Origin of the sequence: Mycobacterium sp., assembly GCF_032159765.1 — a bacterium.
Taxonomy (GTDB): Bacteria; Actinomycetota; Actinomycetes; order Mycobacteriales; family Mycobacteriaceae; genus Mycobacterium.
The window spans coordinates 16634-43323 of record NZ_JAVHWM010000213.1 but is presented as its reverse complement, the minus strand read 5'-3'; the positions used below and the strand labels follow the sequence as shown (position 1 = coordinate 43323).

The window sequence follows — 26690 nt, the reverse complement described above, 5'->3', positions numbered from 1 at the left end:
CGACGATCATGACGGTCTTGGGCGCAAGCCTCTATGCCAGTTTCTTTGGCGTAGCCGCGTTGTGGCTGTTGCTGACGGCCGAGCGCGCCGAGGCCCCTGTCGATCAGCCGAATGACCCGGAGCGTTCGAACTCCGTCAACGCAGAAGAGGTGCTGGTCGGGTCCAGCCCATTCTCTGCGAGCCACTCGTCGCAGAAGTAGGTCTCCGCATAGCGGTCGCCGCTGTCGGCGAGCAGCGTGACCAACGAGCCGCTGCGCCCCTCGGCCGCCATCTCGGCCAGCAAAAAGTACGCCCCCCACAGATTCGTTCCGGTTGACGGCCCGACTCGGCGGCCCAGCACGGTGCTGGCATGCCTCGCGGCAGCTATGGAGGCGCAATCGGGCACCGAGAGCATCCGGTCCACCACGTCAGGCAAAAATGACGGCTCGACCCGCGGCCGCCCTATCCCCTCGATCCGCGACGACGTGCCGGTGACGACATCCTCGCCCGCTGCGTACGACGGGAAGAACGCGGAGTTCTCCGGGTCGACGACGCACATCTTCGTCGCGTACCGCCGATACCGGATGTAGCGGCCGATCGTCGCGCTGGTGCCGCCCGTCCCCGCGCCGACCACAATCCACTCCGGAACCGGATGCTCTTCGAGGGACAACTGCGTGAAGATCGACTCTGCGATGTTGTTGTTACCGCGCCAGTCGGTCGCCCTCTCGGCGTTGGTGAACTGGTCGAGGTAATGTCCGCCGGTCTCGCGCGCCAACCGCTCGGCCTCGGCGTAGACCTCGCCCGACTGGTCGACGAAATGGCAACGCCCGCCTTGTTCTTCGATCAACGCGACCTTCGCCGCGCTCGTCGACCTCGGCATCACAGCGATGAACGGCAGCCCCAACAACTGTGCGAAGTACGCCTCCGACACCGCCGTTGAACCCGACGACGCCTCGACGACCGTGGTGTTCTCGGTGATCCAGCCGTTGCACAACGCGTACAGAAACAACGACCGCGCCAGCCGGTGCTTGAGACTTCCGGTGATGTGGGTGCTTTCGTCCTTGAGGTACAGCGCCAAATCCACACTGGCCGACCACGCCGACGGCAGCGGATAACGAAGCAGGTGCGTGTCGGCACTGCGCCGGGTGTCGGCCTCGATGAGCCGGACTGCGTTGTTCACCCACTCCCGCGGCCGGTCATGCGCCGCCGATCGAATCACCGCAGCGCGGCGGTCGACGGCGACCGTTGCGACTCCACGGAGAATTCATGATCGCCGATCGGTGCAGCCACCAGCGTCAGCAAGGTGGCCTCGGGGCGGCAGAACAGTCGGAACGGATGGAATGGCGACGTGCCGATGCCCGCCGAAACGTGCAACTTCATCGTCGAGCCCCAGCTGGATGTGCCCTTCGCCCGTGTCCGGTCGAGCCCGGAATTGGTCACCAGCGCGCCGTAGAACGGCAGGCAGACCTGACCGCCGTGGGTATGGCCGGCGAGCACCAGTTGGTAGCCGTCGGCCGCGAACCGGTCGAGCACCCGCGGCTCCGGCGAGTGGGCCAGTCCCAATCGCAGACTCGCAGCCGCGTTGGCCGGTCCCGCGATGGTCTCGTACCTGTCGCGCTGGATGTGCGGATCGTCGACGCCGGCGGCCGCGATGGTCACCCCGGCCACCTCGAGCTCGCGCCGCGTGTGCGTCATATCGAGCCATCCACGTTCACTGAACGCCGCGCGAAGGTCCTGCCACGGCAACGGCGTTCCGTGGGTGCGGTGATCCGGATTGGTCACATAGTTCAGCGGGTTCTTCAGCCGCGGCCCGAAGTAATCGTTGCTGCCGAACACGAATAGGCCCGGGACGCTGAGCAGATCGCCGAGGGTCTGTACGACGGCGGGAACCGCACGCGGGTGGGCCAGGTTGTCGCCCGTGTTGACCACGAGGTCGGGCTCCCACCTCGCGAGTTCACGCAGCCACGCCTGCTTGTGCCGCTGGGTCGGCCGCATGTGGATATCGCTGAGGTGCAACACCCGCAACGGGGAGGATCCCGGGGTCAGCACAGGCATCGTCTCTTCGCGCACGACGAACGCGTTGCGTTCGATGACCGACGCGTAGCCGATGGTGGCGAGCGCTGCACCGCCCACAACGGCGGCCGACGTCTTCAGCAGGGGCGAGGTGACCATCCTCGCAGCGTATCGCGCGAGACGGCCGCTGCGCCGTCTGATGAACGCGTTTCCCCTGGACGCGTCAGCACCAAGCGCCGAGCCACCGCGCAAGTTGGGGCTCACGAGTGACAGTCGCCACAGTCCCTTACGGCGGCGGCTCGGCCGGAGGCGGCGGTGGTCCCAGCACCGGCACAGTGATCGGGGGCAGGCCGGGTATCTCGACGACCGTCGAACCGACGATCGGTGGCGGCGCGCCCGGCGGCGGCGGTGGTGGTGCGGGCGGAATGCCGTTGCTGACGTTGACCGTGATGATGGCACCTGGCACCGTCTGCCCGCTCGGCGTGGTGCCCACCACGGCGCCGGAGGGGGCTGTGCTGTTCACAGGCGTGGCCTGGTCGGCGACTCCGAAGCCGGCGTCGCGCAGTCGCGACTTGGCGCCCTCGACGGTCAGGCCTGACACGGTGGGCACCTTCGAGCCCGGCCCGCCGTCGACGTACCGGGGATCAGTGGGCGGCAGCCTCACGTCACCGAAGTCGTTTGCGATCGGCTTCATCGCCTGAAACCAGGTACGAGCCGGTTCGTTACCGCCGTACAGGTTGCCGGACCCGCATTGACGCAGCGGGTAGCTGCACAGGTCGGTCGGTTTGGTGGAGTCGTCGAAGATGTATGCCGCCGCGGCGTAGTTGTTCGTGAAGCCGACGAAGCCAGACGACCTGTGCGCTTCGGTGGTGCCCGTCTTGCCGGACATCGGCAGGCTCCAGCCCGCGGATCCTGCCGAACCGGCCGCGGTGCCGCCGGTGGTGTCCTTGCTCAGCGCGTTCGCGAGTGTGTTCGCTAGCCCTTCGGGCACCGCTTGTTCGCACGCCTCGGTGGTGACGGGCACGTCGTTGCCTTTTCGATCGATGATCTTGTCGATGGGGCTCGGCGGGCACCACACGCCGCCGGATGCCAGCGTCGCGGCGACGTTCGACAGCTCCAGCGGGTTGAGTTCGAGCGGACCCAGCGTGAACGACCCGAGATTCTGTCGCTTGACGAAATCGGCGAGGCTCTCGTTGCTGGTGGGGTCGTACGCGCGCGCGGTGCCCGGTTGGCCATAGGAGCGAAGGCCCAGCTTGACGGCCATGTCCACCGCCCTGGGCACGCCGATCAGCTGGATCAGCCTGGCGAACGCCGTGTTCGGCGACTGCGCGAGCGCGTCGGTGACGTTCATGCCTCCGCGGTAATTGCCGTCGTTCAGCACGCACCAGGTGTCCTTGGGGCAGCCCTTGGCGCCACCGCTGCCCATGCCCTTGGCCTCGAAGCGGCCCGGCACGTCGAGGTTGGCGTTGGTGCCCATGCCCATCTCGAGGGCCGCGGCGGTGGTGAAGATCTTGAAGATCGATCCGGCGCCATCTCCGACAAGCGAGAACGGCTGCGGCTGCATGGTTTCGCCCGCGTCCAGGTTGAGCCCGTAGGTCCGGTTGCTCGCCATCGCCAGCACTCGGTGTGAATCCTTGCCCGGCTTGATCACGCTCATCACGTCGGCGACGCCGTCGATTGTCGGGCTCGCGATGTTGTCGATCGCGCTCTTGACGGAGTCCTGGACGTGCGGATCGAGAGTGGTCTTGATCAGGTACCCGCCGCGAGCCACCTGCTCCTTGCTGATCCCCGCGCGCGACAGGTATTCGAGGGCGTAGTCACAGAAGAACGCGCGGTTGCCGGCGGCGATGCATCCCCGCGGCAGTTGTTGGGGGACCGGCAGCACGCCCAGCGGCTCCGCCTTTGCCGCCCGCAGCGCGTCGGCCTGGTCGGGGAAATTGTCGATCATGGTGTCCAGCACCACGTTTCGGCGCTGAAGGGCGCGGTCGGGATTGGTGTACGGGTCCAATGCCGTAGTGGACTGCACCATGCCCGCCAGCAGCGCCGCCTGCTGCCAGTTCAGTTGGGAGGCATCGATGCCGAAGTAGGTCTGAGACGCATCTTGAATGCCGAACGAGCCGTTTCCGAACGACACCAGGTTGAGGTAGCGGGTCAGAATCTCCGACTTCGGGAACGACTTGTCGAGCGTGAGCGCCATCCGGATCTCGCGCAGCTTGCGGGCCGGGGTGGTCTCGACCGCGGCGCGGCGCTCAGCGTCTGTCTGCGCGGTGACGAGCAGTTGGTAGTTCTTCACGTACTGCTGTTCGATGGTCGAGCCGCCGCGGGTCTCGAGGTCGCCTGACGCGTAGCCGGCAAGCCCGGTCAGCGTGCCCTGCCAGTCGACGCCGTTGTGCTCGGCAAACCGCTTGTCCTCGATGGAAACGATCGCAAGCTTCATCGTGTCGGCGATCTTCTCGCTGGGCACCTCGAACCGGCGCTGTGAATACAGCCATGCAATCGGGTTCCCGGCGGCGTCGACCATCGTCGAGACCTGAGGGACTTCGCCCTCGACCAACTGCGCGGAGCCGTTTGCCACGACATCAGATGCCCGGTTGGACATCAAGCCGATTCCGCCGGCGAAGGGAAACATCAGGGCCGCGGCGACGACTCCGGCAAGGAGACAGCACCACGCGAGCTTGACAACCGTCACCCCGGTCGGAGGGCGCTGCGACATGAGTACAAGAGTACAAACTACGCGGCGGCATTATCCGTCACGCGATACGGACGGCCTAGCTCTTGGATTCGGCGTGTTTGCCCAGCATAATTACCTTCCGCGTCAAGTTTGGGTCGACGCGAGGGGCTTGCGCACAGTCCGAAGAGGTGAACGGCAGGGGATGACGGCACGGCCGTCCCAAAAAAACCGGTACCAAACTGTTGCGCAAACGATACCTGACCACCTAATTTGTAATCACAGTGCGATATAGGTAACAAAAGCCTGCACAGTGTGGCGTAGATCGCATTTCTTGTGGTCGCCGCCGGAACGCCCGCCCCTTACCAGGCGGCCGAAAGAAGGGGAACGCTGGTGTCAGGTACACGGCCCGCGGCGCGGAGGACCACAACAGGTTCGCTACAAGCGATGGTCCAAGGCGCGGTAGCGGAAGCCCGGATTGCGTGGGTGTCACAAGCGCGATGTCGTGCGTCCGACCCCGACGAACTGTTCGTCCGGGGCGCAGCACAGCGCAAGGCGGCGGTGATCTGCCGCCACTGCCCGGTGATTGCCGACTGCGGCGCCGATGCGCTGGACAACCGGGTGGAGTTCGGGGTGTGGGGTGGCATGACCGAACGCCAGCGGCGAGCGTTGCTCAAGCAGCATCCCGACGTCGTCTCCTGGTCAGAGTTCTTCTCCGCGCAGCGCAAGCATCGCAGCGCCGTCTAGCAGCGTCTGCTGAAGGTTGGCGGTCTTTCGCTGAAACTCGCTACGCGGCAGTCAGTGGCGCGTAATGTTTTGCGCAGTAGTTCGGGCCTTGCAAACTAATTGGGACCGCCAGGCTGTAGGCATCGCTTCTGCCCGCCGTTTGACCGTCTGGGTCAACGGAACTCCTTTGTTGCACGGCAGGAGCACCAGCTAATGAGCACGATTCGGGCGCCGGGTCCGGCGAGCGCCAAAGGCATCCGGAGCAAGCGGAATCGGCTAGCGGTGCAAACAGCGACGCTGACCGTATTGTTCGCGGGTGCGGCTCAAGGCGTGCCAGCCGCCCAGGCGTATGACCGATCAGCGTGCAGCCAAGGCGTTTCGTGGAATCAAGTCGATCAGATCAGCCTCGAAGGTGATTTTGCCGACTACGGAGACGACCCCCATCTCGGCGGGGCACCCAGGGGCACGGCCGTCGTCTGTTGGGACGGCAATGCCTACTACGCCAACGCGACGCGGGTGCAAGTCATCGGCAAGATGTATAGCGACAACGGCGGCACCGGAGACGACCAAATTTGCACGTGGGCCGTTATCTCCTTCCTCGGCGGAGGAAAAGTCCGCGCAACGCATGAAACTCGCAGGGTCTGCAGCAGGGGAGGGCTCCAGTCGCTCGACGACAATGTGACTGTGAATCTCCCCATCGCCAAGGTCAAGATCGAACTCTTCGCACTTACCGAGCCCGATCGGCCCGAGGAACCCCCCCATACGATCCTGGCGCGCACGGCGTTCGTGAAGTTCGGCCACTGACTCGGCGAGTCGCGCTCTACGCCGCCTTCGTCGTGGTGAGTTGATCGGCGATCGCGCGCAGCGCATCCAGATCTGACACGTCGAACGGCAGCGACGGCACGCCGACGATCGGCACGTTCGGGTTGGCGCCGGTGAAGCGCGAAAGCTGCCTGACTTCCCGCTTGGCGGTGTGAGCGCGGTCGGCATGAATTCGCAGGACCGCCCCGGCCAACGATTCGGGATCCGTCGACTCCAGGTCTTCGGCGGCGTCGACCGCTGACTCGAGGTGCAGCCCGGACAGCGTCGGGTGGGTGCGATTGAGGATCAACCCGGCCAGCGGCATCTCCTCTTGCGTGAGACGGTCCACGAAGAACGCCGCCTCGCGGAGTGCGTCCGGCTCGGGTGCCGATACCACGACGAACTGCGAGCCGGGCTGCTTGAGCAACGCGTATGTGCGGTCGGCCTTTTCCCGGAATCCGCCGAAGGTGGAATCCAGCGATTGGACGAACGCCGAAGCGTCCGAGAGCATTTGCGAGCCGAGAACAGTCGACAAGGCGCGCATCGCGAGCCCGACGGCGCCGGTCACCAGTCGACCGATGCCCCGCCCGGGCCCAAGCAGCAGTTTCCAGAGCCTGCCGTCCATGAAACTGCCCAGACGTTTGGGTGCGTCGAGGAAATCCAGAGCATTGCGCGACGGCGGGGTGTCAACCACCACCAGATCCCATTTGTCTTGGGACACAAGCTGTCCGAGCTTCTCCATCGCCATGTACTCTTGCGTGCCCGCAAGCGAGGTCGCTACCGTCTGGTAAAACGGGTTGTCCAGAATCGCTTGCGCGCGTTCAGGTGCCGAGTACTCGGTAACCATCTCGTCGAATGTCCGGCGCATGTCCAGCATCATCGCGTGCAGTTCGCCTTTGGCATCGGGACCGAGCGGAACACGTTGCGGTGTGTTGCCCAGGTCGTCGATGCCAAGAGCCTGCGCCAGCCGGCGCGCAGGGTCGATGGTCAAAACCACTACCATGCGGCCGTTCTCAGCCGCGTGCAGTGCCATCGCTGCCGCAGCCGTCGTCTTGCCGACACCGCCGGCACCGCAGCACACCACCACTCGGTTGGAGGTGTCGGCAAGAATCGAGCCCATGTCCAGAATCGGCGGCGCGGCTGCTCGCTGTCGTCTGATCTTCGGGTCGGTACTCACCCAACCCCCTGCTGGGCAAGCTCGTCCGCGAGTTCGTACAGGCTGCCGAGATCGACGCCATCGGTCAGATTCGGCAGTTCGAGCCTGGACACATGGATCTCGTCGAGCTGTTCGGCCGCTTCGGCGCGCGCCTTCAATCTGGTTGCGTGCTGGATCGTCTCGGTGAGCAGGCCGGCGAAATCAGCGTCGCTGAGTTTCACGCCTGCAGTCGCCAGTCCGGTCCGCACTGCGTCCGCGTCGACGTCTCCCTCAGCGGCCTTGGCGAGATCGTCGGGCTGCAGATACACCGGCAAGGTCCGGTTCACGATCACGCTGCCCACCGACAGGCCCATCTTCTGCAGCTCGTCGATGGCCTCGACGGTCTCCTGCATCGGCAACGCCTCAAGGAGTGTGACTATATGGATTGCGGTCAGATCCGAGTGAAGCAGCTTCACCACACCCTCGGCTTGCGAGTGCACAGGGCCGCCTTTGGCGAGGTCGGAGACCGCCTTGGTGACGTCGAGGAACCGGGTGATCCGCCCCGTTGGCGGCGAGTCGACCACGACGGCGTCGTAAACACGTGCCTTCGCAGCCCGCGCGGGCTTGTCACCGCGCGTCACGGTTTCCTTGATCTTTCCGGTCAATAGGACGTCGCGAAGACCCGGCGCGATCGTCGTCGCGAACTCGACCGCGCCGATCCGCCGCATTGCGCGGCCGGCCAATCCGAGGTTGTAGAACATCTCAAGGTATTCAAGGAACGCGGCTTCGATGTCGATGGCGAGCGCGCAGACCTCGCCGCCCCGCTCGGCCGTCGCGATCTTCACCTCTTGATAGGGCAGCGGAGGAACGTCGAAAAGCTGCGCAATGCCCTGGCGGCCCTCCACCTCGATGAGGAGTACTTTGCGCCCGCCCGCTGCCAGCGCCAGCGCAAGGGCCGCGGCAATTGTGGACTTACCGGTGCCGCCTTTTCCCGTGACGAAGTGCAGACGCGCGTCCCGCACCCGGGCCGGCCAGCCAGTCTCGGGCCAGGCCTCGCGTGTGGTTGCCACCTCAGCATGCTAACCAACCACGGTCTGCCGGCCGTTAGGGTTAGCGCCATGAGCGAAGCGGACGGCGGGCGTGACGAGCACAAGAAGGTTCAGTGGGAGTACGCGACCGTCCCGCTGTTGATTCACGCGACGAAGCAGATTCTCGACAACTGGGGTGATGACGGCTGGGAATTGGTCGCGGTGGTTCCGGCGCCCTCCGGCGAGCAGCACGTCGCGTACATGAAGAGGCCGAAATGACCGAGCGCCCGTCGTGGCGTGCCCGGCTCGATGAGCTCGGCATCGAGCTGCCAACGGCTGCAAAGGCTTTGGGCGCATACGTGCCCGCGGTGCGCGCGGGCAACCTTGTTTTCACCTCGGGCCAGCTGCCGCTGGTGGATGGCAACCTGCTCCGCAGCGGAAAGGTTGGCGGCGAGGTCAGCGCGGAGCAGGGCAAGGCGTTGGCGCGCATTTGTGCGATCAACGCGCTCGCCGCGATCGACGCCCTCGTGGGTGTCGACGCGATCGGTCGCGTGGTCAAGGTCGTCGGCTTCGTTGCGTCTGCGCCGGGGTTCACCGGGCAGCCGGGCGTGCTCAACGGTGCCTCGGAACTTTTCGGAGAGGTGTTCACGGACGCGGGCGCCCATGCCCGGTCAGCGGTCGGGGTGGCCGAGTTGCCCCTCGACGCGCCCGTCGAGGTCGAAGTCGTCGTCGAGCTCGCGTGAGTTCATCGGCGCTGGAACATCCGGCATACGGCCTCCTGCGCCCGGTGACAGAGACAGCGTCGGTGCTGTTGTGCAACAACCCCGGCTTGATGACGCTGGAAGGCACCAACACGTGGGTGCTGCGTGACCCCGCCAGCGACGAGATCGTGGTTGTCGACCCCGGTCCGGACGACGCCGAGCACATCGGCCGAATCGCCGAACTCGGCACGGTGTCACTGGTGCTGATCAGCCACCGGCACGAGGACCACACCGGGGGCATCGACAAGATCGTCGAGCTGACCGGCGCGCCGGTGCGTGCGGTCGGGAGCGGCTTCCTGCGAGCCATGGGGCGTCCGCTGTCCGAAGGCGAGGTGATCGACGCGGCAGGCGTGCGGATCACGGTGATCGCCACACCAGGCCACACCGCCGACTCGCTGTCATTCGTGTTGAGCGATGCGGTGCTGACCGCCGACACCGTGTTGGGCCGCGGGACCACGGTCATCGACCCTGAGGACGGCAGCCTCAGCGATTACCTGGAGTCGCTGAAGCGGCTGCGGGGCCTGGGCAGCCGCGTGGTGTTACCGGGACACGGCCCGGATCTGCCGGACCTCGAAAGCGTCGCCGACATGTACCTCTGGCACCGAGAGGAGCGGCTGAACCAGGTGCGCGCTGCGCTCGAGGTGCTCGGCGACGAAGCGACAGCCCGCCAGGTCGTCGAACACGTCTACACCGACGTCGACGAGAAGCTGTGGGACGCCGCCGAGTCAAGCGTGCAGGCCCAACTCGACTACCTCCGCCAGTGATTTCGGCGTGCAAACCTACGCTGAGCGTCGGTAAGCACGCCGAAATCGCAAGAAGGCTCAGCGGGCGCGGGGCCGGATGCTCGCTCGTTACCTCGCTCGGCGGGCAAGCCGTTCGGAGTCGGAGATCAGAACGCTCTTGCCCTCCAGCCTGATCCAGCCACGATGGGCGAAGTCGGCGAGCGCCTTATTCACCGTCTCTCGCGACGCGCCCACAAGCTGCGCGATCTCCTCCTGCGTGAGGTCATGGGTGACCCGCAAGGCGCCGCCCTCCTGCGTCCCGAATCGCTGCGCCAACTGCAGCAACTGCTTGGCCACGCGGCCGGGCACATCGGTGAAGATGAGGTCGGCCAGGTTGTTGTTGGTGCGCCGGAGCCGACGCGCCAAAACTCGCAGCAATTGCTCAGCAATCTCAGGCCGGTCGGCAATCCAGGCCCGCAGCGCGTCGCGGTCCATCGACACGGCGCGCACTTCGGTGATCGTCGTCGCGCTCGACGTGCGCGGGCCGGGGTCGAAGATCGAGAGCTCGCCGAACATGTCCGACGGGCCCATGATCGTCAGCAGATTCTCCCGACCGTCCGGCGAGCGGCGCCCGATCTTCACCTTGCCGGAAATAATGATGTACAGGCGATCACCGGGCTCGCCCTCGGCGAAAACCGTGTGTCCGCGCGGAAAGTCAACCGGATGCAGTTGTTTCGTCAGCGCAGCCACCGCGCTGGGCTCGACACCCTGGAAGATTCCGGCTCTGGCCAGGATCTCGTCCACGTTGTCCCTCTTCAGCTCTCGTGTAGTACACACACGCTTGCGCCGACCACTGGCGGGCTTTTCTCTCCGGCCAGCGGTCGGTGTGTCTTATGACCCTTTGACGCTACACAGAATCCGCACGTCAAGTCTGTCGAAATTGCGGAATTGGCCGAGCGTGGACATATTGCGGGAAGGCGCGGGAATAGCTCGCGGGCTCCCGGGATGGCGTAAAGCGGCTCATCTGGCGCCGCTGCAGACACTCCAGCGCTTCTGACATGCCGTCACTTGCGAGCCTCGTCATGTCCGTCGGCTGAGCGTGCGCCAGGAACTCGGCCACATCCGCGGCGCCGACGGAACCGCGGCCGAGCCGGCTTTCGAGGTGCCCCAACCCGAAGGCTGCCAGCATCAGCAAACCCGGGATGAACACCACAAACGGCCATGACACAGGCAGTAGTAAACACGCCGAACATCTCAACGGGGTCACGAAGAGGGGCGAGCGAAGCGACGGGAGAGAAGACCAGTCACCGGTCAGTACCCTTGGCGTGTGACTGCGACCGGACAGGATCCTCTTCGCGCAAGCGGCTCATCGACGCGGACCGCCTCTGCGCAGCGGCGTTGGGCGACGGAGACTCGCCTGGGTCTCGTGCGCCGGGCCCGGCGAATGAATCGCATGCTGGCCCAAGCCTTTCCCCTCGTCTATTGCGAACTGGACTTCACCAATCCGCTGGAGCTGACCGTCGCGACGATTCTGTCGGCGCAGAGCACCGACAAAGGGGTCAACCTGGCCACGCCCGCGTTGTTCAAGCGGTACCGCACCGCGCGCGACTACGCGCAGGCCGACCGGACCGAGCTCGAGGACCTGGTCCGCACGACCGGGTTCTACCGCAACAAGGCCAACTCGCTGATCAAACTCGGGCAGGCGCTCGAGGAGCGATTCGACGGCAAGGTGCCCGCCACGATGGAGGAGCTCGTGACGCTGCCCGGGGTGGGCCGCAAGACGGCCAACGTGATCCTTGGGAACGCGTTCGGGGTGCCCGGCATCACCGTCGACACGCATTTCGGACGGCTGGTGCGGCGCTGGGGGTGGACCGACGAGACCGACCCGGTGAAGGTGGAAACCGCGGTCGGTGAACTGATTGAGCGCAGTGAGTGGACGTTGCTCAGCCATCGGGTGATATTTCACGGACGACGGGTCTGCCACGCCAGGCGACCGGCGTGCGGAGTGTGCGTGCTGGCCAAGGACTGCCCGTCGTTCGGCCTGGGCCCCACTGAGCCCGAGATCGCGGCAGCTCTGGTGAAGGGACCAGAAACCGAACACCTGTTGGCCCTGGCCGGGCTGTGAACATGCACCAACCCGGCCGAGCGAGGCTCGCCCGAGCGACCATCAGCCGCCGAGCGAGGCTCGCCCGAGCGACCATCCGCCGATGACAACGACGACCCGCTGGACCGTGGCGGTGTTGGTCGTGGTGGCCGCGCTCATCGTCGCCCTCGCGCTGGAATTGCGTGAGCCTGCCGCCAACAGCGAGCGGCCCGGGCTCAGCGTTGCGGCACCCAACGCCCCAGATCTGGCGGACCTGCGCCGGCGTGCGGCTTTGGCGCCGTGCCCACCTGCCGGCGCCGCCGTCGCCACATCGCCGCTGCGGGGCGTGACGGTCCAATGCCTGGGCGACGGCGCGACCGTCGACGCCGGAAGGGCTGTCGCCGGACGGGCAGTGCTGCTGAATCTATGGGCGTACTGGTGTGCTCCGTGCGCCGTGGAGTTGCCCGCGATGGCGGAGTATCAGCGACGAGTGGGTGCGGCATTGACGGTGATCACGGTGCACGAGGACAGCGAAGCGGGCGCTGCGCTGTCGCGCCTGGCCGACTGGCGAGTTACGCTGCCGACCTGGCAGGACGGCGACAAACGCGTCTCGGCGGCACTGCGCGTGCCGAATGTCGTACCTACGTCGGTGGTACTGCGTGCTGACGGTAGCGTTGCCGGCATCCTGCCGCGGGCGTTCGCCAGCGCCGACGAGATCGCGACAGCGGTCGAACAAACGATGGGAGCGCCTCGGTGAGTCCAGCGGGTCCGACGGACGTGCTGACTCCTGATGCTGCCCCGGATTGGCTCAAACCTCTGGTCGCCAACGCCCATTGCGTGCCCGCCGCCTATCGACGCCGCCTGCCGGCGGAGGTACTCGCGATGGTCACCGTCGCCAACGTGACCGCCTCGCTGACACGGGCGCCACGTGACGCGGCCGTGCTCACGCTGTTCTCGGGGCCCGAAGATGCCGCAGGGGAGGGCTTTCCGCAGGATGCCGATCTTCTGCTGACAGTCCGCGCATCGACGCTGCGCCATCACGCCGGCCAGGCCGCGTTTCCAGGCGGCGCAGTCGACCCGGGCGATACCGGTCCAATCGACACCGCATTCCGTGAGGCATGGGAGGAGACTGGCATCGACACCTCCCGGCTGCGGCCACTGGCGACGCTGGAGAAGACCTTCATTCCTCCGTCGGGGTTCCACGTGGTCCCCGTGCTCGCGTACTCGCCTGACCCCGGCCCGGTCTCGGTAATGGACGAGGCCGAGACCGCGATCGTGGCGCGAGTTCCGTTGCGGGCGTTCGTAAATCCCCAGAACCGGCTGATGGTCTATCGCAGCAACCTCACCCGCAGGTTCGCCGGACCGGCCTTCGTCCTCAACGAGATGCTGGTGTGGGGATTCACCGGTCAGGTGATTTCGGCGATGCTCGACTGCGCAGGCTGGACGCAACCCTGGAACGACGATGACGTTCGCGAACTCGAGGACGCGATGGCATTGGTGCACAACGGTTCCCACGGGGACGGCGCACACATCGAGGCACGCCGGTGACGATGCCGGGCCGCCGGCCGATGCCGGGCCGCCGGCCGATGCCGGTGGCGCCGCCTCGGAATCCGTACCCGGAAGTACGTCCGGTGAACGGCAATGCGATCGCGGCGCTGGTGTTCGCGTTCTGCGTCCCTCCTTTGGCCATTGCGTTCGGGAACACGGCGCTGTCAGAGATCAGCCGACGACGCGAGCGCGGCAGGGAGCTGGCGGTCGCCGGGCTGGTGTTGGGATACATCTTCACCGTCGCCCTGGTCGTCATTGCCGTTGTGCTGCTGCGAGATCGCCTCAACTGGTTCGATTGGATCGTGGTCGGGTTCGCGACGCTTGCTGCCCTGTCCGGATGGAACTCGGGTGCGCTCGGGTCGACGATGTCGTTCATCGGCGTGGTCTTGGGCGCGGTGGCGGGTGTACTGCTTGCGCCGCACATCGTTCTTCACGTCAGCGGGCCGCGGACACGGCTGTTCATCACGGTCTTCCTCGTTCTCAGCCTAGTGGTGATCGGTGAAGTCGCGGGCGTCGTTGTCGGACGCGGATTCCGAGGAGCGATCCGCAACAATGTCATGCGCACCATCGACTCGATCGCCGGTGTGGCGTTGCAGATCTTCGCCGTGATGGTGGCTGCGTGGCTCTTGGCGACACCACTGGAGAAGTCGGGTCAGGCGACATTGGCCAAAGCGTGCGAAGACTCGGCTATCCGCAGCACTGTTGACGAATTCGCGCCAGGGTGGCTGAAGAAGGTGCCGAGCAGGCTGGCGAACCTCTTCAGTACCAGCGGAATCACCGACGTATGGAAGCCGTTCGGCCCCCGCCCGATCCTGCCGGTCGATGCTCCGGATGCAAACCTGTCAGGCAATCCGGTGGTGGCCGCCGTTGCGCCCAGCGTCGTCAAGATCAAAGGAGTGGCCAACTCCTGCGGCAAGGTGCTCGAAGGGACCGGATTCGTCGTCGCGCCCAACCGGGTGATGTCCAACGCGCACGTCGTCGCGGGAGCGGACACGATCTCGGTCGAAGCCGACGGCGCCACCTCTGACGCGCACGTCGTGTCCTATGACCCGAACGCCGACATCTCGATCCTCGACGTGCCGAACCTGCAAGCGCCAAAGCTCACCTTTGTCGATGCTCCCGCGAACACCGGCGCGGACGCTCTCGTCCTGGGCTACCCGGGCGGTGGTTCGTTCGTCGCGACTCCGGCCAGGATCCGCCAGGTCATTCAGCTCAACGGGCCTGACATCTATCGCACGACGACAGTCAACCGGGAGGTGTACATGATCAGAGGCACTGTGCGCCAAGGTGATTCGGGTGGGCCGCTGATCGACCTCAACGGTCGCGTTCTGGGTGTGGTGTTCGGGGCCGCAGTCGACGATCCAGAAACGGGATTTGTCCTCACCGCCGCCGAGGTGGCGCGCCAGATGGAGCGAGTGGGTAACACTGCGCCGGTGGCCACCGGTCCGTGCATTTCCGGCTGACCACTCAGCCGTCATAGACGTGGTCGAAGAACCGCATCAGTTGCTCGCTGACCACATCCGGTGCCTCTTCATGACTGAAATGTCCAGCACCTGACACCGATACGTATCGTCCGTTGGGCGCATACCGCTCCGTGCGCCGCACCGGGTCGGCGAGAACGAAGGGATCGGCGTCGCCCCGGAGGTGCAGCATCGGTATCGCCAGTTGGCGATTCATCAAACGCATGAAGCGGTGCCCTTCGCGACGCAGCTGGCTGCGTACCGCCCACCGCTGGTACTCCATGGCGCAGTGTGCCGCGCCTGGGATCTGGATGGCCAGGCGCGAGTGCTGCATCGTTGTTGAGAAGTCTTCGGTGTCAGTCCATTTGGGGCCTGCTCGGGAATGAAACAGTTCTTCTAGTTCGTCGGCATTGTTCCTGGTGAGCCAACGCTCGGGCCACATCGGCACCTGACAGCGCAGCAACCACGGCAGCAACGCCCGGCCCTGGTCGCGCCGGGTCAGTGCCGACGCGCGCAGCGCGCCGGGGTGCGGCGAGCTGACGACGGCGATTGCGCGGACAAGTCGTGGGTGCAGCATCGCAGCGGCCCAGCAGACCAGGCCGCCGTCTGCGTGGCCCACGAGCGTGGCCGACGAATGCCCCAACGCACGGATCAGCCCTGCCGTGTCACCGGCCAGCGTCCAGCCGTCGTAGCCGCGCGGTGGTTTGTCGCTCGCGCCGTATCCGCGAAGGTCGACCGCTACAACGCGGGCTCCGGTCAGGCCGCGCAGCTGGTGTCGCCACGACCACCAGAACGAGCCGAAGCCATGCAGCAGCACCACCAGCGGCAACGGGGACGGACGTCGGTCAGCGACGTCGGGATCGGAGGCATTCTCGGGTCGGGCTTCCACGACGTGAAAGCGAATCCCGTTGGCGTGCACGTCAAGATGTCGCCAGGGCCCATCGATGCGGACGACCGACGGTGCAGGCGGGGGCACTACCAGCCTGACGGGTCAGTCCGACCGCCCGGCCTCCCTCCAGGACCTTCGGGCTCAGGTTTGTGAGAGTGCATCAGTGCCTGTTGGGTTTCCTTCACCGACGCGATGGTTTCTTTCGGCCCGCGGATTCGCCGCACCCTGAGAAAGCCGAGAAGCGCGAGCAGCGCCGTCGTAACCACCATCAGGCCGAAAACGATGAGGTAGGAGGCCCATCTCTCCAGCCAGATCGAGAGCAGCTCGGCGAAGAAGAAGAAAAGGAAAAACGTCGAGTAAAACAGCACCACCAGCGCAGCGACAAAAAAGACGCTGCCGGTCAGACCCCTCTTGACGTCCCGGGTGATCTCGGTGCGGGCCAGCTCGACCTCCGCGCGCACCAAGGTCGATACCTGGGTCGTGGCCTCCTTGACGAGCTCACCGATGGACGGGTTGGCCGGCAGCGCATGCGGGTCGGTGAGCGGAATCGACGTGATGGTGTTCGGCACTCCGTCTCTGCGATCACCGTTGGTCACGGAAGTCCTCCCCGCTGTCATTCGCTCGTCGATGAGTTATGTTGCCACGCGCCTGCAGCCGGGACGAGTTCGGCCATCTAACCCGCGGCACGCGCAGTTGGTACGCAAGGTGCTGCTGGTGTTTTCGATACGATTTGGTTCTCGTTGACGGGAGTCTCTCTTGGGGATGGCGCATATCCCGCGCCTGGCGGTGATGGTCGTGACCCTTCTCTGCGTCTGCGCGCCGGGCGTCGCGTCGTCGGCCGACAAGGTCGCGATAGGCGGAGGGGCGGCGATCATCGTCAACGGCGAGGACGCGTGCACGCTCACCGCGATCGGCAACGACAACCAGGGCAATCTCGTCGGATTCACATCTGCGCACTGCGGTGGCCCCGGCGCGCCGGTCGGCGCGGAGGGCACGCCGGGAGCCGGCACGCTCGGCGTGATGGTCACGGGCAACGATGCGCTGGACTACGCGGTGATCAAGTTCGACCCGGCCAAGGTGGCACCGGTCAACAGCTACAACGGTTTCCGGATCGACGGTATCGGCCCCGATCCGACCTTCGGTCAGATCGCCTGCAAGCTGGGCCGCACCACCGGATATTCGTGTGGTGTCACGTGGGGGCCCGGCGAGCAACCGGGCACGATCCTCAGCCAGGTGTGCGGCCGGCCTGGTGATTCGGGCGCGCCGATGACCGTCAACAACATCCTGGTGGGGATGATCCACGGCGCGTTCAGCGAGGACTTGCCGACGTGCGTGATCAAGTACATCCCGCTGCACACCCCGGCGGTGGCCGAGTCGTTTACCGCGGTGTTGGCCGACCTCAACGCGAAGGGCCGACCGGGCGCGGGCTTCGTCCCCGTCGTTTAGCGCGCCCACCTCTGCCGCGAAATGGAATTCCATGTAGCTCAATCGCGAAGATCACTACATGGAATTCCATTTCGCGAAGTGGCGGCCTACTTACTGGCGCGGATTGCTTCGAACACGCTTGGGTCCACCAGCGTCGAGGTGTCTCCGAGTTCGCGCCCCTCGGCGACGTCGCGAAGCAGGCGGCGCATGATCTTGCCGCTTCTGGTCTTCGGCAGCTCCGGCACGACATGGATTTCTCGCGGTTTGGCGATTGGCGAGATCTCCTTGGCCACCTGTTGACGCAGTTCCTCGACCATGTCGTCGCCGCGGTCCTGGGCATGGCCCTCGAGGATCACGAACGCACAGACGGCCTGCCCGGTGTCGTCGTCGGTGGCGCCGACGACCGCGGCCTCTGCGACTCCCGAGTGACCTACGAGCGCGGACTCCACCTCGGCCGTGGAGATTCGGTGCCCGGAGACGTTCATGACGTCGTCGATGCGCCCCATCACCCAGATGTTGCCGTCGGCGTCGTAGCGGGCACCGTCGCCGGCGAAGTACCAGCCCTGCTCTGCGAACTTCGACCAGTAGGTGTCCTTGTACCGCTCGGGATCGCCCCAAATGCCGCGAAGCATCGACGGCCACGGCTGATCGAGAACCAGGTAACCGCTGGGCTGCTCGCCGTGATCGGAGCCGGGCTTGAGCTGGTTGCCGTCGTCGTCGACGATCTTGGCCGAGATACCGGGCAGCGCCTTCATCGCCGACCCCGGCTTGGCCGCCGTCACGCCCGGCAGCGGCGAGATCATGATCGCCCCGGTCTCGGTCTGCCACCAGGTGTCGACGACCGGGGTGCGGTCCCCGCCGAATGCTGAGCGGTACCAACGCCACGCCTGCGGGTTGATGGGCTCACCGACGGACCCAAGCAACCGCAGACTCGACAGATCATGCGCGTCGGGAAGCTCGCGACCCCACTTCATGAACATGCGGACCACAGTTGGAGCGGTGTAATAGATTGTGACACCGTACTTTTCGATCACCTGGAAGTGCCGGTGCTCGTCGGGCGAGGCCGGGGTGCCCTCGTAGACGACTTGGCTCACGCCGTTGGAGAGCGGGCCGTAGACGATGTAGGTGTGGCCGGTGACCCAGCCGATGTCGGCGGTGCACCAGTACACGTCGGTCTCGGGCTTCACGTCGAACACGTTGTGGTGCGTGTACGACGACTGCGTGAGGTAGCCGCCGGTGGTGTGCATGATGCCCTTGGGCTTGCCGGTGGTGCCCGACGTGTACAGCAGGAACAGCGGGTGCTCAGCGTCGAACGCCTCCGGGGTGTGCTCGCTGGACGCGCTGTCGACGGTGTCGTGCCACCACAGGTCGCGGCCCTCGGTCCACGGCACGTCGATTCCCGTGCGTTGCACGACGAGCACGTGCTGGACGCAGTCCTGGCCCTCCACCGCCTTGTCGGCAGCTTCCTTCAGCGAGACCGCCTTGCCGCGGCGGTACTGGCCGTCGGTGGTGATCAGCAACTTGGCCTCGGCGTCTTCGATGCGCGCCCGCAGCGCCTTCTCGGAGAACCCGGCGAAGACGACGCTGTGCAGCACACCGATGCGCGCGCACGCCAGCATCGCCACGATCGCCTCGGGCACCATCGGCATGTAGATCGCCACGCGGTCGCCGGCTTCCAGTCCGAGCTCGGTGAGCGCGTTGGCCGCTTTCGACACCTCGGCGAGCAGCTCCGAATACGTGATCTCGCGGCTGTCGCCCTCCGGTGCGCCTTCCCAGTAGATCGCGACGCGGTCGCCGTTGCCGGCCTCGACGTGCCGGTCGACACAGTTGTACGCGACGTTGAGCTTGCCGCCGACGAACCACTTCGCGAACGGCGCCTCCGACCAGTCGAGAACCTCGGTGAACGGGGTCTGCCACGACAGCCGGTTCGCCTGCTCGCCCCAGAACTCCAATCGGTCGGCATCGGCAGCCTTGTACAGGTCGGCGTTGGCGTTGGCTTGTGCGGCGAAATCCTCCGACGGCGGGTAGGTCGCGGGGCCATCAGCTTGCGTCTCGGTCATAGACCCGAGCCTAATCAGCGACACAATGGCTGGAACGCCTATTGTCGGCGCAATGAGCCGAATGCGTACCTCGCGTCTCACCGCTGGGTTGATGACCGTCGTCATCCTGCTCGCGCCGGCGATGACGTTGTCGGGCTGCAGCGGAGGCGGTGGCGGTGGCGGCTCATCCGATGTCGTTTCGGTCAACGGGGGCGAGCCACAGAACCCGCTGATCCCGACCAACACCAACGAGACCAACGGCGGTCGGATCGTCGACCGGCTGTTCGCGGGCCTAATGACCTACGACAACAACGGAACTCCCTCACTCGAGGTGGCCGAGTCCATCGAGTCCACCGATAACGTCAACTACCGGATCACCCTCAAACAAGGCTGGAAGTTCACCGACGGCTCCCCGGTGACGGCCCACTCGTTCGTCAACGCGTGGAACTACGGCGCGCTGACCACGAATGCCCAACTGCAGCAGAGCTTTTTCAGCCCGATCGAGGGATTTGACGCCGTCGCGCCGCAGGAGCCCGGGGCGAAACCCACCGCGAAAACCATGTCCGGGTTGAACGTGGTGAGCGACAACGAGTTCACGGTGAAGCTGAAGGCGCCCACGATCGACTTCAAGATGCGCCTGGGGTTCACCCCGTTCTACCCGCTGCCTGACGTGGCGTTCAAGGACATGGCCGCGTTCGGCCAGCACCCGATCGGCAATGGGCCCTACAAGCTCGCCGACGGCGACGTCTGGCAGCACAACGTAAAGATCGATCTCGTGCCCAACCCCGACTACAAGGGCAGCCGGCCACCGAAAAACAAGGGCCTGAAGTTCGTCTTCTATGCGAACCTCGACACGGCATACGCCGATCTGCTTGCCGGCAATCTCGACGTTCTGGACACCATCCCGTCCAGCGCGCTGCCGACCTACCACAAAGACCTCGGCGACCGCGCGCTCACGGCGCCGACCGCGCAGAACGCCACCCTGGACACACCGGTGCGGCTGCCACATTTCGACGGTGAGGAGGGCAAGCTGCGCCGCGCTGCCCTTTCGGCCGCGATCAACCGGCCGCAGATCTGCAAGCAGATCTTCAACGACACCCGTGCGCCCGCAACGGAATTCACGGCACGTTCGCTACCGGGATACGACGGGAACATCCTCGGCAGCGACGCGCTCAACTTCGATCCGGCGCGAGCCAAACAGTTATGGGCGCAGGCCAATGCGATCTCGCCGTGGACCGGGACGTATCAGATCGCCTACAACGCGGACGGCGGCCACCAGGAATGGGTGGACGCCGTGGCCAACAGCATCAAGAACACGCTCGGGATCGACGCAGCCGGCGCGCCGCAACCGACGTTCGCTCAGATCCGCACGATGATCACCGACCGCTCGATCCAGACTGCCTTCCGCGCGGGCTGGCAAGGTGACTATCCGTCCATGCTCAATTTCCTTGAACCACTGTTCGTCACGGGTGCCGGGTCCAACGACACCGGCTATTCGAGCCCGGAGTTCGACGAGGCAGTGGGCCGGGCCGAAAACGCGACGACGATCAAGGATTCGTACTGGCTCACCAACAGGGCGCAGGAAGTCTTGCTGCGCGACATGGCTGTTGTGCCGCTGTGGGACTACATCAACGCGGCGGGCTATTCGCAAGCCGTGCACGATGTGAAGATCCGCTGGAATGGGCTGCCGGACTACGAGGGTCTCTCTAGGAACTGATCGTATGGTTCTCTACATCGGTCGTCGCCTGCTCGCGATGATCCCGGTGTTCCTCGGCGCGACGTTGCTGATCTACGCAATGGTGTTTCTCCTGCCGGGTGATCCGATCGCCGTTCTCGGCGGCGATCGTCCGGTGAGCCCGGCACTGGCCGCCCAGCTTCGGGCGCAATACCACCTCGGCGACCCGTTCTGGCTGCAGTACCTGAAGTACCTGCAAGGCGTGTTCACCGGGGATCTGGGCCGCTCGTTCTCTGGACTTCCGGTCAAAGACGTTCTGGCACAGGCTTTTCCCGTCACAATCAGACTGACGCTGGTGGCGCTCGCGGTCGAGGCGGTGTTCGGTATCGGGTTCGGTGTGATCGCGGGACTGCGCAAAGGCGGACTGTTCGACGCGACGATCCTGGTGACGAGCCTCGTGATCATCGCCGTGCCGATTTTCGTGCTGGGATTTCTGGCGCAGTACGTCTTCGGGATCAAGCTCGGTATTGCGCCGGTGACCGTTGGTGACAAGGCGACGTTCGGCCGTCTACTGTTGCCGGGTTTCGTGCTCGGTGCGGTGTCGTTCGCGTACGTCGTACGCCTCACCCGAGCGGCGGTGAGCGAGAACGCCGGCGCCGACTACGTGAGAACAGCGACGGCCAAGGGGTTGTCGCGACCGCGCGTGGTCACCGTGCACATCCTGCGCAACTCGCTGATCCCCGTTGTCACGTACTTGGGCGTCGACGTCGGCGCGCTGATGACTGGGGCGATCGTCACCGAGGGGATCTTCAACATCCACGGCGTCGGCGGTGCGCTGTATCAGGCGATCACCCGGCACGAAGCGCCGACAGTGGTGTCGATCGCGACCGTGCTGGTTGTCGTCTACCTCGTCGCCAATCTCGCCGTCGACGTCCTCTACGCCGCTCTAGACCCACGGATTCGTTATGGCTGAGCGGCCGGGCCAGGAGCGATATATCGGCGGGTCGCTCGAGACCACCGCCGAGACGGATTCCACTGCGCCAGGCGGGTTCTGGCGGGAGGCCTGGCGAAATCTGCGCACACGTCCGCTGTTCATCGTATCCGCGGTGCTGATCGCTTTTGTCCTTTCCCTTGCTGTCTTTCCCTGGTTGTTCACCAGCGCCGACCCGACGTACGCCGACCCCGACCAGAGCATGCTCGGGCCGTCGGCACAGCATTGGTTCGGCACCGATCTCCAAGGCCACGACGTCTACGCGCGAACGGTGTACGGCGCCCGCGCGTCGATCGTGGTTGGACTCGGCACGACGGTATTGGTCGTGCTGATCGGCGCGACCCTCGGCGCGCTGGCTGGCTTTTACGGAGGCTGGCTGGACGCCGTCGTCTCGCGGATCACCGACATCTTCTTCGGCATCCCGCTGCTGCTTGCTGCCATCGTGTTGGCGCAGGTGTTCCATGAGCGCACGGTATGGACCGTGATCGCGGTGCTCACGGTTTTCGGCTGGCCGCAGGTAGCCAGGATCACGCGTGGCGCGGTGCTGTCGGGCCGCAACGCGGAGTATGTCGTGGCCGCAAAAGCTCTGGGAGTCAGCAGATTCGGCACACTGGTCCGCCATGTCCTTCCCAATGCGCTGGGACCGGTGATCGTCGTGGCCACCATCAGCCTCGGTATCTTCATTGTCACGGAGGCCACGTTGTCGTATCTGGGCGTCGGGCTGCCCAGCTCCACGGTGTCGTGGGGCGGGGACATCAACCTGGCGCAGACTCGATTGCGCTCGGGCTCAACCATTTTGTTCTATCCGGCAGGCGCTCTGGCGCTGACCGTCCTCGCGTTCATGATGATGGGTGACGCCCTTCGTGATGCGCTCGACCCGGCCTCCCGCACCAGGATAGGGCGACGGATATGACCGAGCCGCTGCTGTCGATCGACAAACTGGAGGTCCGGTTCGGTGACGACGCACCAGCTGTACGAGATGGCCGGCTGACTGTTTATCCCGCCCAGACCGTGGCGCTGGTAGGCGAGTCCGGGTCGGGAAAATCGACGACGGCCGCCGCGGTGCTGGGCCTGCTCTCGGCGGGCGGCCGAGTTACCGGTGGGCGCATCATCTTCGACGGCGAGGACATCACCCATGCCGGTCGTCGTGAACTGGAGGGCATTCGCGGCCGACGGATCGGCTACGTGCCGCAAGACCCGATGACCAATCTCAACCCCGTCTGGAAGGTCGGCTTTCAGGTCCGTGAGGCGTTGCGCGCCAACGGTATGGCCGATCGAAAGACGGCGCGTGCGAAGACCGTTCAGCTGCTCAACGACGCCGGCATGACGGACTCGGCTCAGCGCGCCGGCCAGTACCCGCATCAGCTGTCCGGCGGCCTGTGCCAGCGCTCGCTGATCGCGATCGGCCTGGCCGGCCAGCCCCAGCTGTTGATCGCCGACGAGCCGACGTCGGCGCTCGATGTCACGGTGCAGAAGCAGGTCCTCGACCACCTCGACACGCTTACCGATCAACTCGGCACCGCTCTGCTGCTGATCACCCACGATTTGGCGCTGGCCGCCGAACGGGCGGAACACCTCGTCGTGATGTGCCGCGGAACCGTCGTGGAATCCGGTCCGGCGCAGGCGATTATCGAAGACCCGCAACATGAGTACACGCAGCGGCTGGTGGCTGCCGCGCCGTCGCTGGCGGTGCGCAGGCGCGCGGTGGTGGAGGCACGCCGCCGGGTCGTCGAGGAAGCGGCCGAACACACCGACAAGCCGATCGATGACGCGCTTGTGGTCACGGACCTGCGCAAGGTGTACCGCGTCGGTGCGCCGTGGGCGCGCCGGGACATCGTCGCGGTCGACGCAGTGTCGTTCACGACTCGGCGGGCCACCACCACCGCTGTGGTCGGCGAATCCGGCTCGGGCAAGACGACAGTGGCGCGGATGGTCCTCGGGTTGCTCGAACCCACTTCGGGCACCGTGAGATTCGACGGCCAGAACGTCGCCACCATGGACAACGACGCAGCCAAAGCATTTCGCCGCAGAGTCCAGCCGGTGTTCCAAAACCCGTACGGCAGTTTGGATCCGATGTACTCGGTATACCGCACCATCGAGGAGCCACTGCGCACGCACGGTATCGGCGACCGTGCCGCACGGCAGCGTGCCGTCCGCGAATTGCTCGACCAGGTGGCCCTGCCGTCGTCGACACTGCGACGGTTCCCGCGCGAGCTGTCAGGTGGGCAGCGCCAGCGAGTCGCGATCGCCAGGGCGTTGGCGCTGCGGCCGGAAATGCTGGTCTGCGACGAGGCGGTGTCGGCGCTGGATGTTGTTGTGCAAGCGCAGGTTCTGGCCCTGCTCAACACCTTGCAAGCACAGCTGGGGCTCACCTACCTGTTCATCAGCCACGACTTGGCGGTCGTTCGCGAGATCGCGGACGACGTCGTCGTGATGAGCCGTGGCCGGGTCGTCGAACACGCAGCGACGGACGACGTCTTCGAGAATCCCCGCGACGAATACACCCGCCGCCTTCTCGATGCGATTCCCGGGCGGCGCCGGTGAATCACGATCCGCTGGCACCGCTGGCCGAGTTGCCGGGCGTGGCCGAGGCCGGCGAGCGGGCCAGCGAAGCACTGGCGAAGGCACACCGGCACCGGGCCAACATCCGTGGGTGGCAAACGACCGCCGCGGAAGCCGCTGTCCGCGCCGCTCAGGCTTCCTCGACGCTGGACGGCGGTGCGCCCCGGTTCGCATCCGACGAACCGGGGGGCGACCCGATTCTGGCCGGCGCGCTGCGCGTCGCAGAAGCGCTGGAGGGCGGGCAGACAGCGCTCGTAACCGTCTGGCAGCGGGCTCCGTTGCAGGCACTTGCACGGCTGCACACCCTGGCTGCGGCGAACCTCGTCGGCGACGACGAATTGGGCCGGCCACGCGACGACGTGCACGTGGCCGACCGGCTGGATCTGCTGGCCGGGTTGCTGACAGGAGCAAGCAAGGCACCAGCGCCGGTGCTCGCGGCGGTCGCCCACGGCGAGATCCTGACGCTGGCGCCATTTGGAAGCGCCGACGGTGTGGTCGCGCGGGCGGTCTCACGGTTGGTGACGCAGGCCAGCGGTCTGGACCCGCACGGTCTCGGGGTGCCGGAGGTGCACTGGATGCGAAACGCCGCCGAGTACCGGACCGCCGCTCAGCAGTTCGCGGCCGGCACCGCCGATGGGCTTCGCCGATGGCTGCTGCTGTGCTGTCGCGGACTGGAAGCCGGCGCACGTGAAGCGCTGGCGATCGCCGAGGGCGCTGGCACATGAAAACGGGCGGCGATCCGAATCGCTTCGGCTCGCCGCCCGCTAGCGCGGATACCGGTTACCAAGCGTGCAACAGGGGCTGCGTGGGTTGGCCTCGGCGTCCTTACGATGCGCTGTAACTGCTGCCCTACCCAAAGAGCTGTCGTGTTATCCGCTTTTCGTAATTACGCAGGCCCGCAACACTTCTGCCTCTATGCGGCATGCTCCGCGTGGGTGCCGGGATCCGCGCTGGGGAGTCCGATTCGGGAGGTCGAATCTTCTCTTCTGAATCGACCTTGGCCTCACCGGGCTTCCGTGCTTCCTTTGTACTCCGTGACCATGATCACATCAAGGGTTGATCGTGACGGCAATTACTTCTTGCCTCAGAGCACGAAGCGGCGCAACAACGAATAGGTGAGCGCGCCGGCGGCGAGAGCACTGACACCGACCGCGGCCGTCGTTGCCACCGCGGCTGTCGACGGGGCCGGGATCCGGTCCCGGAGCGACACCGGCTTGGAGAACGTCAGGACGGGCCACCCCCGCGCCGCAGCTTCTTTGCGAAGGGCACGGTCGGGGTTTACTGCGGTCGGGTGCCCGACGGTCCGCAGCATCGGCAGATCAGTGATCGAGTCGGAGTAGGCGTAGCAGTGTTCAAGGACGTAGCCTTCGCGCGTCGCGAGCTGATGGATCGCCTCGGCCTTGCCGTCGCCGAAACAGTAGAACGCGACATCGCCGGTGTATTTGCCTTCGTCGACGACCATTCTCGTCGCCATCGCATGGGTGGCGCCCAGCGCGCGAGCGATCGGCGCGACGATCTCCTCGCCCGAGGCCGACACGACAACGACGTCGCGACCACACAGTTTGTGGTCTGCGATCAGATCGGCGGCCTCGGCGAACACCAGCGGATCGACGATGTCGTGCAAGGTTTCGGCGACGATCGACTTGACCTGCTCCACGTCCCAGCCGGTGCACATGTTCGTCAGATACGACCGCATCCGATCCATCTGATCGTGGTCTGCGCCCGACATCAGGAACAGGAATTGCGCGTAGCTCGACTTGAGGACGGCGCGCCGGTTAATCAGACCCTGATCGAAGAAAGGTTTGCTGAAGGCCAGAGTGCTGGACTTTGCAATGACGGTCTTGTCGAGGTCGAAGAAGGCCGCGGTCTTGATCCGGCTGCTGGCCGCCGGATCGGCGGGCACGGGGAACTGCGTCATCGTCAACGGTTCGGCGGCCTGTTCTGACACCGTCACGGGCTTCAGCATAGGCGCCGCCACAGCTCGATTAGGCGGGCCGTCGAAATGGCAGATCAAGTCACGTGTCGGAGACTGCAATTCAGCGATAGCTCAGGGTTATCGAAGTCAGCGACTCTTGCGCCGTTGTCGTGCCCGATGTGTATAGTGAACATCACTCGGCTTATGCCGGGTGTGCATCAGCCCGACCCCCCGGGGCTGATACACGACGACCCTCGCCTCCTCCCCCCC

The 26690-nt window shown here is 65.6% G+C and carries 26 protein-coding genes; 15 read left to right on the top strand and 11 right to left on the bottom strand.

Annotated features, from left to right (window positions below):
• Positions 1-103: 103 nt before the first annotated feature.
• From cds1 to ponA2, 3 genes are all read right to left on the bottom strand, one after another.
• Positions 104-1198 (bottom strand): L-cysteine desulfhydrase Cds1, encoded by a 1095-nt coding sequence (gene cds1 / locus QOH60_RS27350; RefSeq protein WP_526425015.1) that lies wholly within the window; start codon positions 1196-1198, stop codon positions 104-106.
• A complete protein-coding gene (locus QOH60_RS27345; protein WP_526425014.1) occupies positions 1195-2151 on the bottom strand; it encodes a metallophosphoesterase in 957 nt (318 codons plus the stop codon). Before QOH60_RS27345 ends, cds1 begins: the two co-directional genes overlap by 4 nt.
• Before the next feature lie 127 nt (positions 2152-2278).
• Positions 2279-4705: a transglycosylase/D,D-transpeptidase PonA2 gene (ponA2, locus tag QOH60_RS27340; RefSeq protein WP_526425013.1), complete on the bottom strand. Its 2427-nt coding sequence runs from the start codon at positions 4703-4705 to the stop codon at positions 2279-2281.
• Between the two features lie 348 nt (positions 4706-5053).
• On the opposite strand from ponA2, the gene QOH60_RS27335 reads away from it, so the two are divergent.
• Entirely contained in the window at positions 5054-5407 is a 354-nt protein-coding gene (locus QOH60_RS27335; protein WP_526425012.1) for a WhiB family transcriptional regulator, read from the top strand.
• A 192-nt stretch (positions 5408-5599) separates the two neighbouring features.
• Positions 5600-6190 carry a hypothetical protein gene (locus QOH60_RS27330; protein ID WP_526425011.1) on the top strand — a complete coding sequence of 197 codons (591 nt, stop codon included), beginning with the start codon at positions 5600-5602 and terminating at the stop codon, positions 6188-6190.
• Between the two features lie 16 nt (positions 6191-6206).
• On the opposite strand, the gene bagB is transcribed toward QOH60_RS27330, so the two are convergent.
• Both bagB and bagA read right to left on the bottom strand, forming a co-directional pair.
• Positions 6207-7307 (bottom strand): ATPase BagB, encoded by a 1101-nt coding sequence (gene bagB / locus QOH60_RS27325; RefSeq protein ID WP_526425021.1) that lies wholly within the window; start codon positions 7305-7307, stop codon positions 6207-6209.
• A gap of 53 nt (positions 7308-7360) precedes the next feature.
• Complete coding sequence (bagA, locus tag QOH60_RS27320; protein ID WP_526425010.1) at positions 7361-8392, bottom strand: ATPase BagA; 1032 nt, start codon at positions 8390-8392, stop codon at positions 7361-7363.
• A gap of 48 nt (positions 8393-8440) precedes the next feature.
• Here bagA and sp36 point away from each other — a divergent pair, with 48 nt between their 5' ends.
• The 3 genes from sp36 to QOH60_RS27305 are packed head-to-tail and all read left to right on the top strand — an operon-like array spanning position 8441 to position 9875.
• Positions 8441-8629: a Sp36 family protein gene (sp36, locus tag QOH60_RS27315; protein ID WP_526425009.1), complete on the top strand. Its 189-nt coding sequence runs from the start codon at positions 8441-8443 to the stop codon at positions 8627-8629.
• The gene (locus QOH60_RS27310; protein WP_526425008.1) at positions 8626-9093 is read left to right on the top strand and encodes a RidA family protein; all 468 of its coding nucleotides are present in this window, start codon (positions 8626-8628) and stop codon (positions 9091-9093) included. The genes sp36 and QOH60_RS27310 overlap by 4 nt, the downstream gene beginning before the upstream one ends.
• Positions 9090-9875 (top strand): MBL fold metallo-hydrolase, encoded by a 786-nt coding sequence (locus QOH60_RS27305; RefSeq protein WP_526425007.1) that lies wholly within the window; start codon positions 9090-9092, stop codon positions 9873-9875. The genes QOH60_RS27310 and QOH60_RS27305 overlap by 4 nt, the downstream gene beginning before the upstream one ends.
• Positions 9876-9962: 87 nt before the next feature.
• Here QOH60_RS27305 and crp read toward each other — a convergent pair whose 3' ends face one another.
• Positions 9963-10637: a cAMP-activated global transcriptional regulator CRP gene (gene crp / locus QOH60_RS27300; RefSeq protein ID WP_526425006.1), complete on the bottom strand. Its 675-nt coding sequence runs from the start codon at positions 10635-10637 to the stop codon at positions 9963-9965.
• Between the two features lie 121 nt (positions 10638-10758).
• Positions 10759-11061: a hypothetical protein gene (locus QOH60_RS27295; RefSeq protein ID WP_526425005.1), complete on the bottom strand. Its 303-nt coding sequence runs from the start codon at positions 11059-11061 to the stop codon at positions 10759-10761.
• A gap of 216 nt (positions 11062-11277) precedes the next feature.
• Here QOH60_RS27295 and nth point away from each other — a divergent pair, with 216 nt between their 5' ends.
• The 4 genes from nth (at position 11278) to QOH60_RS27275 (ending at position 14927) form a co-directional block, all read left to right on the top strand.
• A complete protein-coding gene (nth, locus tag QOH60_RS27290) occupies positions 11278-11958 on the top strand; it encodes an endonuclease III (RefSeq protein ID WP_526425020.1) in 681 nt (226 codons plus the stop codon).
• 82 nt (positions 11959-12040) lie between these two features.
• Positions 12041-12673 (top strand): TlpA family protein disulfide reductase, encoded by a 633-nt coding sequence (locus QOH60_RS27285; protein ID WP_526425004.1) that lies wholly within the window; start codon positions 12041-12043, stop codon positions 12671-12673.
• Positions 12670-13464, top strand: coding sequence for an NUDIX hydrolase (locus QOH60_RS27280; protein ID WP_526425003.1), 795 nt, complete (start codon positions 12670-12672; stop codon positions 13462-13464). The genes QOH60_RS27285 and QOH60_RS27280 overlap by 4 nt, the downstream gene beginning before the upstream one ends.
• On the top strand, positions 13461-14927 hold the full coding sequence (locus QOH60_RS27275; protein ID WP_526425002.1) for a MarP family serine protease: 1467 nt from the start codon (positions 13461-13463) through the stop codon (positions 14925-14927). Before QOH60_RS27280 ends, QOH60_RS27275 begins: the two co-directional genes overlap by 4 nt.
• A gap of 4 nt (positions 14928-14931) precedes the next feature.
• Here QOH60_RS27275 and QOH60_RS27270 read toward each other — a convergent pair whose 3' ends face one another.
• Positions 14932-15900 carry an alpha/beta fold hydrolase gene (locus tag QOH60_RS27270; RefSeq protein WP_526425001.1) on the bottom strand — a complete coding sequence of 323 codons (969 nt, stop codon included), beginning with the start codon at positions 15898-15900 and terminating at the stop codon, positions 14932-14934.
• Complete coding sequence (locus QOH60_RS27265; protein ID WP_526425000.1) at positions 15900-16409, bottom strand: phage holin family protein; 510 nt, start codon at positions 16407-16409, stop codon at positions 15900-15902. Before QOH60_RS27265 ends, QOH60_RS27270 begins: the two co-directional genes overlap by 1 nt.
• Positions 16410-16602: 193 nt before the next feature.
• On the opposite strand from QOH60_RS27265, the gene QOH60_RS27260 reads away from it, so the two are divergent.
• Positions 16603-17259, top strand: a complete 657-nt coding sequence (locus QOH60_RS27260) for a chymotrypsin family serine protease (RefSeq protein ID WP_526425019.1) — start codon at positions 16603-16605, stop codon at positions 17257-17259.
• Between the two features lie 86 nt (positions 17260-17345).
• On the opposite strand, the gene acs is transcribed toward QOH60_RS27260, so the two are convergent.
• Positions 17346-19298, bottom strand: coding sequence for an acetate--CoA ligase (gene acs, locus QOH60_RS27255; protein WP_526424999.1), 1953 nt, complete (start codon positions 19296-19298; stop codon positions 17346-17348).
• Between the two features lie 52 nt (positions 19299-19350).
• Here acs and QOH60_RS27250 point away from each other — a divergent pair, with 52 nt between their 5' ends.
• From QOH60_RS27250 to QOH60_RS27230, 5 genes are read left to right on the top strand one after another with little or no spacing between them, the layout of a single operon-like run.
• Positions 19351-20994: a peptide ABC transporter substrate-binding protein gene (locus tag QOH60_RS27250; RefSeq protein WP_526424998.1), complete on the top strand. Its 1644-nt coding sequence runs from the start codon at positions 19351-19353 to the stop codon at positions 20992-20994.
• Between the two features lie 4 nt (positions 20995-20998).
• Complete coding sequence (locus QOH60_RS27245) at positions 20999-21925, top strand: ABC transporter permease (RefSeq protein ID WP_526424997.1); 927 nt, start codon at positions 20999-21001, stop codon at positions 21923-21925.
• Positions 21918-22856: an ABC transporter permease gene (locus QOH60_RS27240; protein WP_526424996.1), complete on the top strand. Its 939-nt coding sequence runs from the start codon at positions 21918-21920 to the stop codon at positions 22854-22856. Before QOH60_RS27245 ends, QOH60_RS27240 begins: the two co-directional genes overlap by 8 nt.
• A complete protein-coding gene (locus tag QOH60_RS27235) occupies positions 22853-24487 on the top strand; it encodes a dipeptide ABC transporter ATP-binding protein (RefSeq protein WP_526424995.1) in 1635 nt (544 codons plus the stop codon). Before QOH60_RS27240 ends, QOH60_RS27235 begins: the two co-directional genes overlap by 4 nt.
• A complete protein-coding gene (locus QOH60_RS27230; RefSeq protein ID WP_526424994.1) occupies positions 24484-25230 on the top strand; it encodes an oxidoreductase in 747 nt (248 codons plus the stop codon). The genes QOH60_RS27235 and QOH60_RS27230 overlap by 4 nt, the downstream gene beginning before the upstream one ends.
• Before the next feature lie 359 nt (positions 25231-25589).
• Here QOH60_RS27230 and QOH60_RS27225 read toward each other — a convergent pair whose 3' ends face one another.
• Positions 25590-26459, bottom strand: a complete 870-nt coding sequence (locus QOH60_RS27225) for an HAD-IB family hydrolase (protein WP_526424993.1) — start codon at positions 26457-26459, stop codon at positions 25590-25592.
• Positions 26460-26690 lie beyond the last annotated feature (231 nt).

Coding starts and splice junctions, on each gene's coding strand:
- acs (WP_526424999.1), bottom strand. CDS start 19,298: ATGACCGAGACGCAAGCTGATGGCCCCGCGACCTACCCGCCGTCGGAG.
- QOH60_RS27240 (WP_526424996.1), top strand. CDS start 21,918: ATGGCTGAGCGGCCGGGCCAGGAGCGATATATCGGCGGGTCGCTCGAG.
- QOH60_RS27330 (WP_526425011.1), top strand. CDS start 5,600: ATGAGCACGATTCGGGCGCCGGGTCCGGCGAGCGCCAAAGGCATCCGG.
- QOH60_RS27285 (WP_526425004.1), top strand. CDS start 12,041: ATGACAACGACGACCCGCTGGACCGTGGCGGTGTTGGTCGTGGTGGCC.
- QOH60_RS27345 (WP_526425014.1), bottom strand. CDS start 2,151: ATGGTCACCTCGCCCCTGCTGAAGACGTCGGCCGCCGTTGTGGGCGGT.
- bagB (WP_526425021.1), bottom strand. CDS start 7,307: ATGGGCTCGATTCTTGCCGACACCTCCAACCGAGTGGTGGTGTGCTGC.
- QOH60_RS27250 (WP_526424998.1), top strand. CDS start 19,351: ATGAGCCGAATGCGTACCTCGCGTCTCACCGCTGGGTTGATGACCGTC.
- QOH60_RS27235 (WP_526424995.1), top strand. CDS start 22,853: ATGACCGAGCCGCTGCTGTCGATCGACAAACTGGAGGTCCGGTTCGGT.
- QOH60_RS27260 (WP_526425019.1), top strand. CDS start 16,603: ATGGTCGTGACCCTTCTCTGCGTCTGCGCGCCGGGCGTCGCGTCGTCG.
- QOH60_RS27310 (WP_526425008.1), top strand. CDS start 8,626: ATGACCGAGCGCCCGTCGTGGCGTGCCCGGCTCGATGAGCTCGGCATC.
- nth (WP_526425020.1), top strand. CDS start 11,278: ATGAATCGCATGCTGGCCCAAGCCTTTCCCCTCGTCTATTGCGAACTG.
- sp36 (WP_526425009.1), top strand. CDS start 8,441: ATGAGCGAAGCGGACGGCGGGCGTGACGAGCACAAGAAGGTTCAGTGG.
- QOH60_RS27245 (WP_526424997.1), top strand. CDS start 20,999: ATGGTTCTCTACATCGGTCGTCGCCTGCTCGCGATGATCCCGGTGTTC.
- ponA2 (WP_526425013.1), bottom strand. CDS start 4,705: ATGTCGCAGCGCCCTCCGACCGGGGTGACGGTTGTCAAGCTCGCGTGG.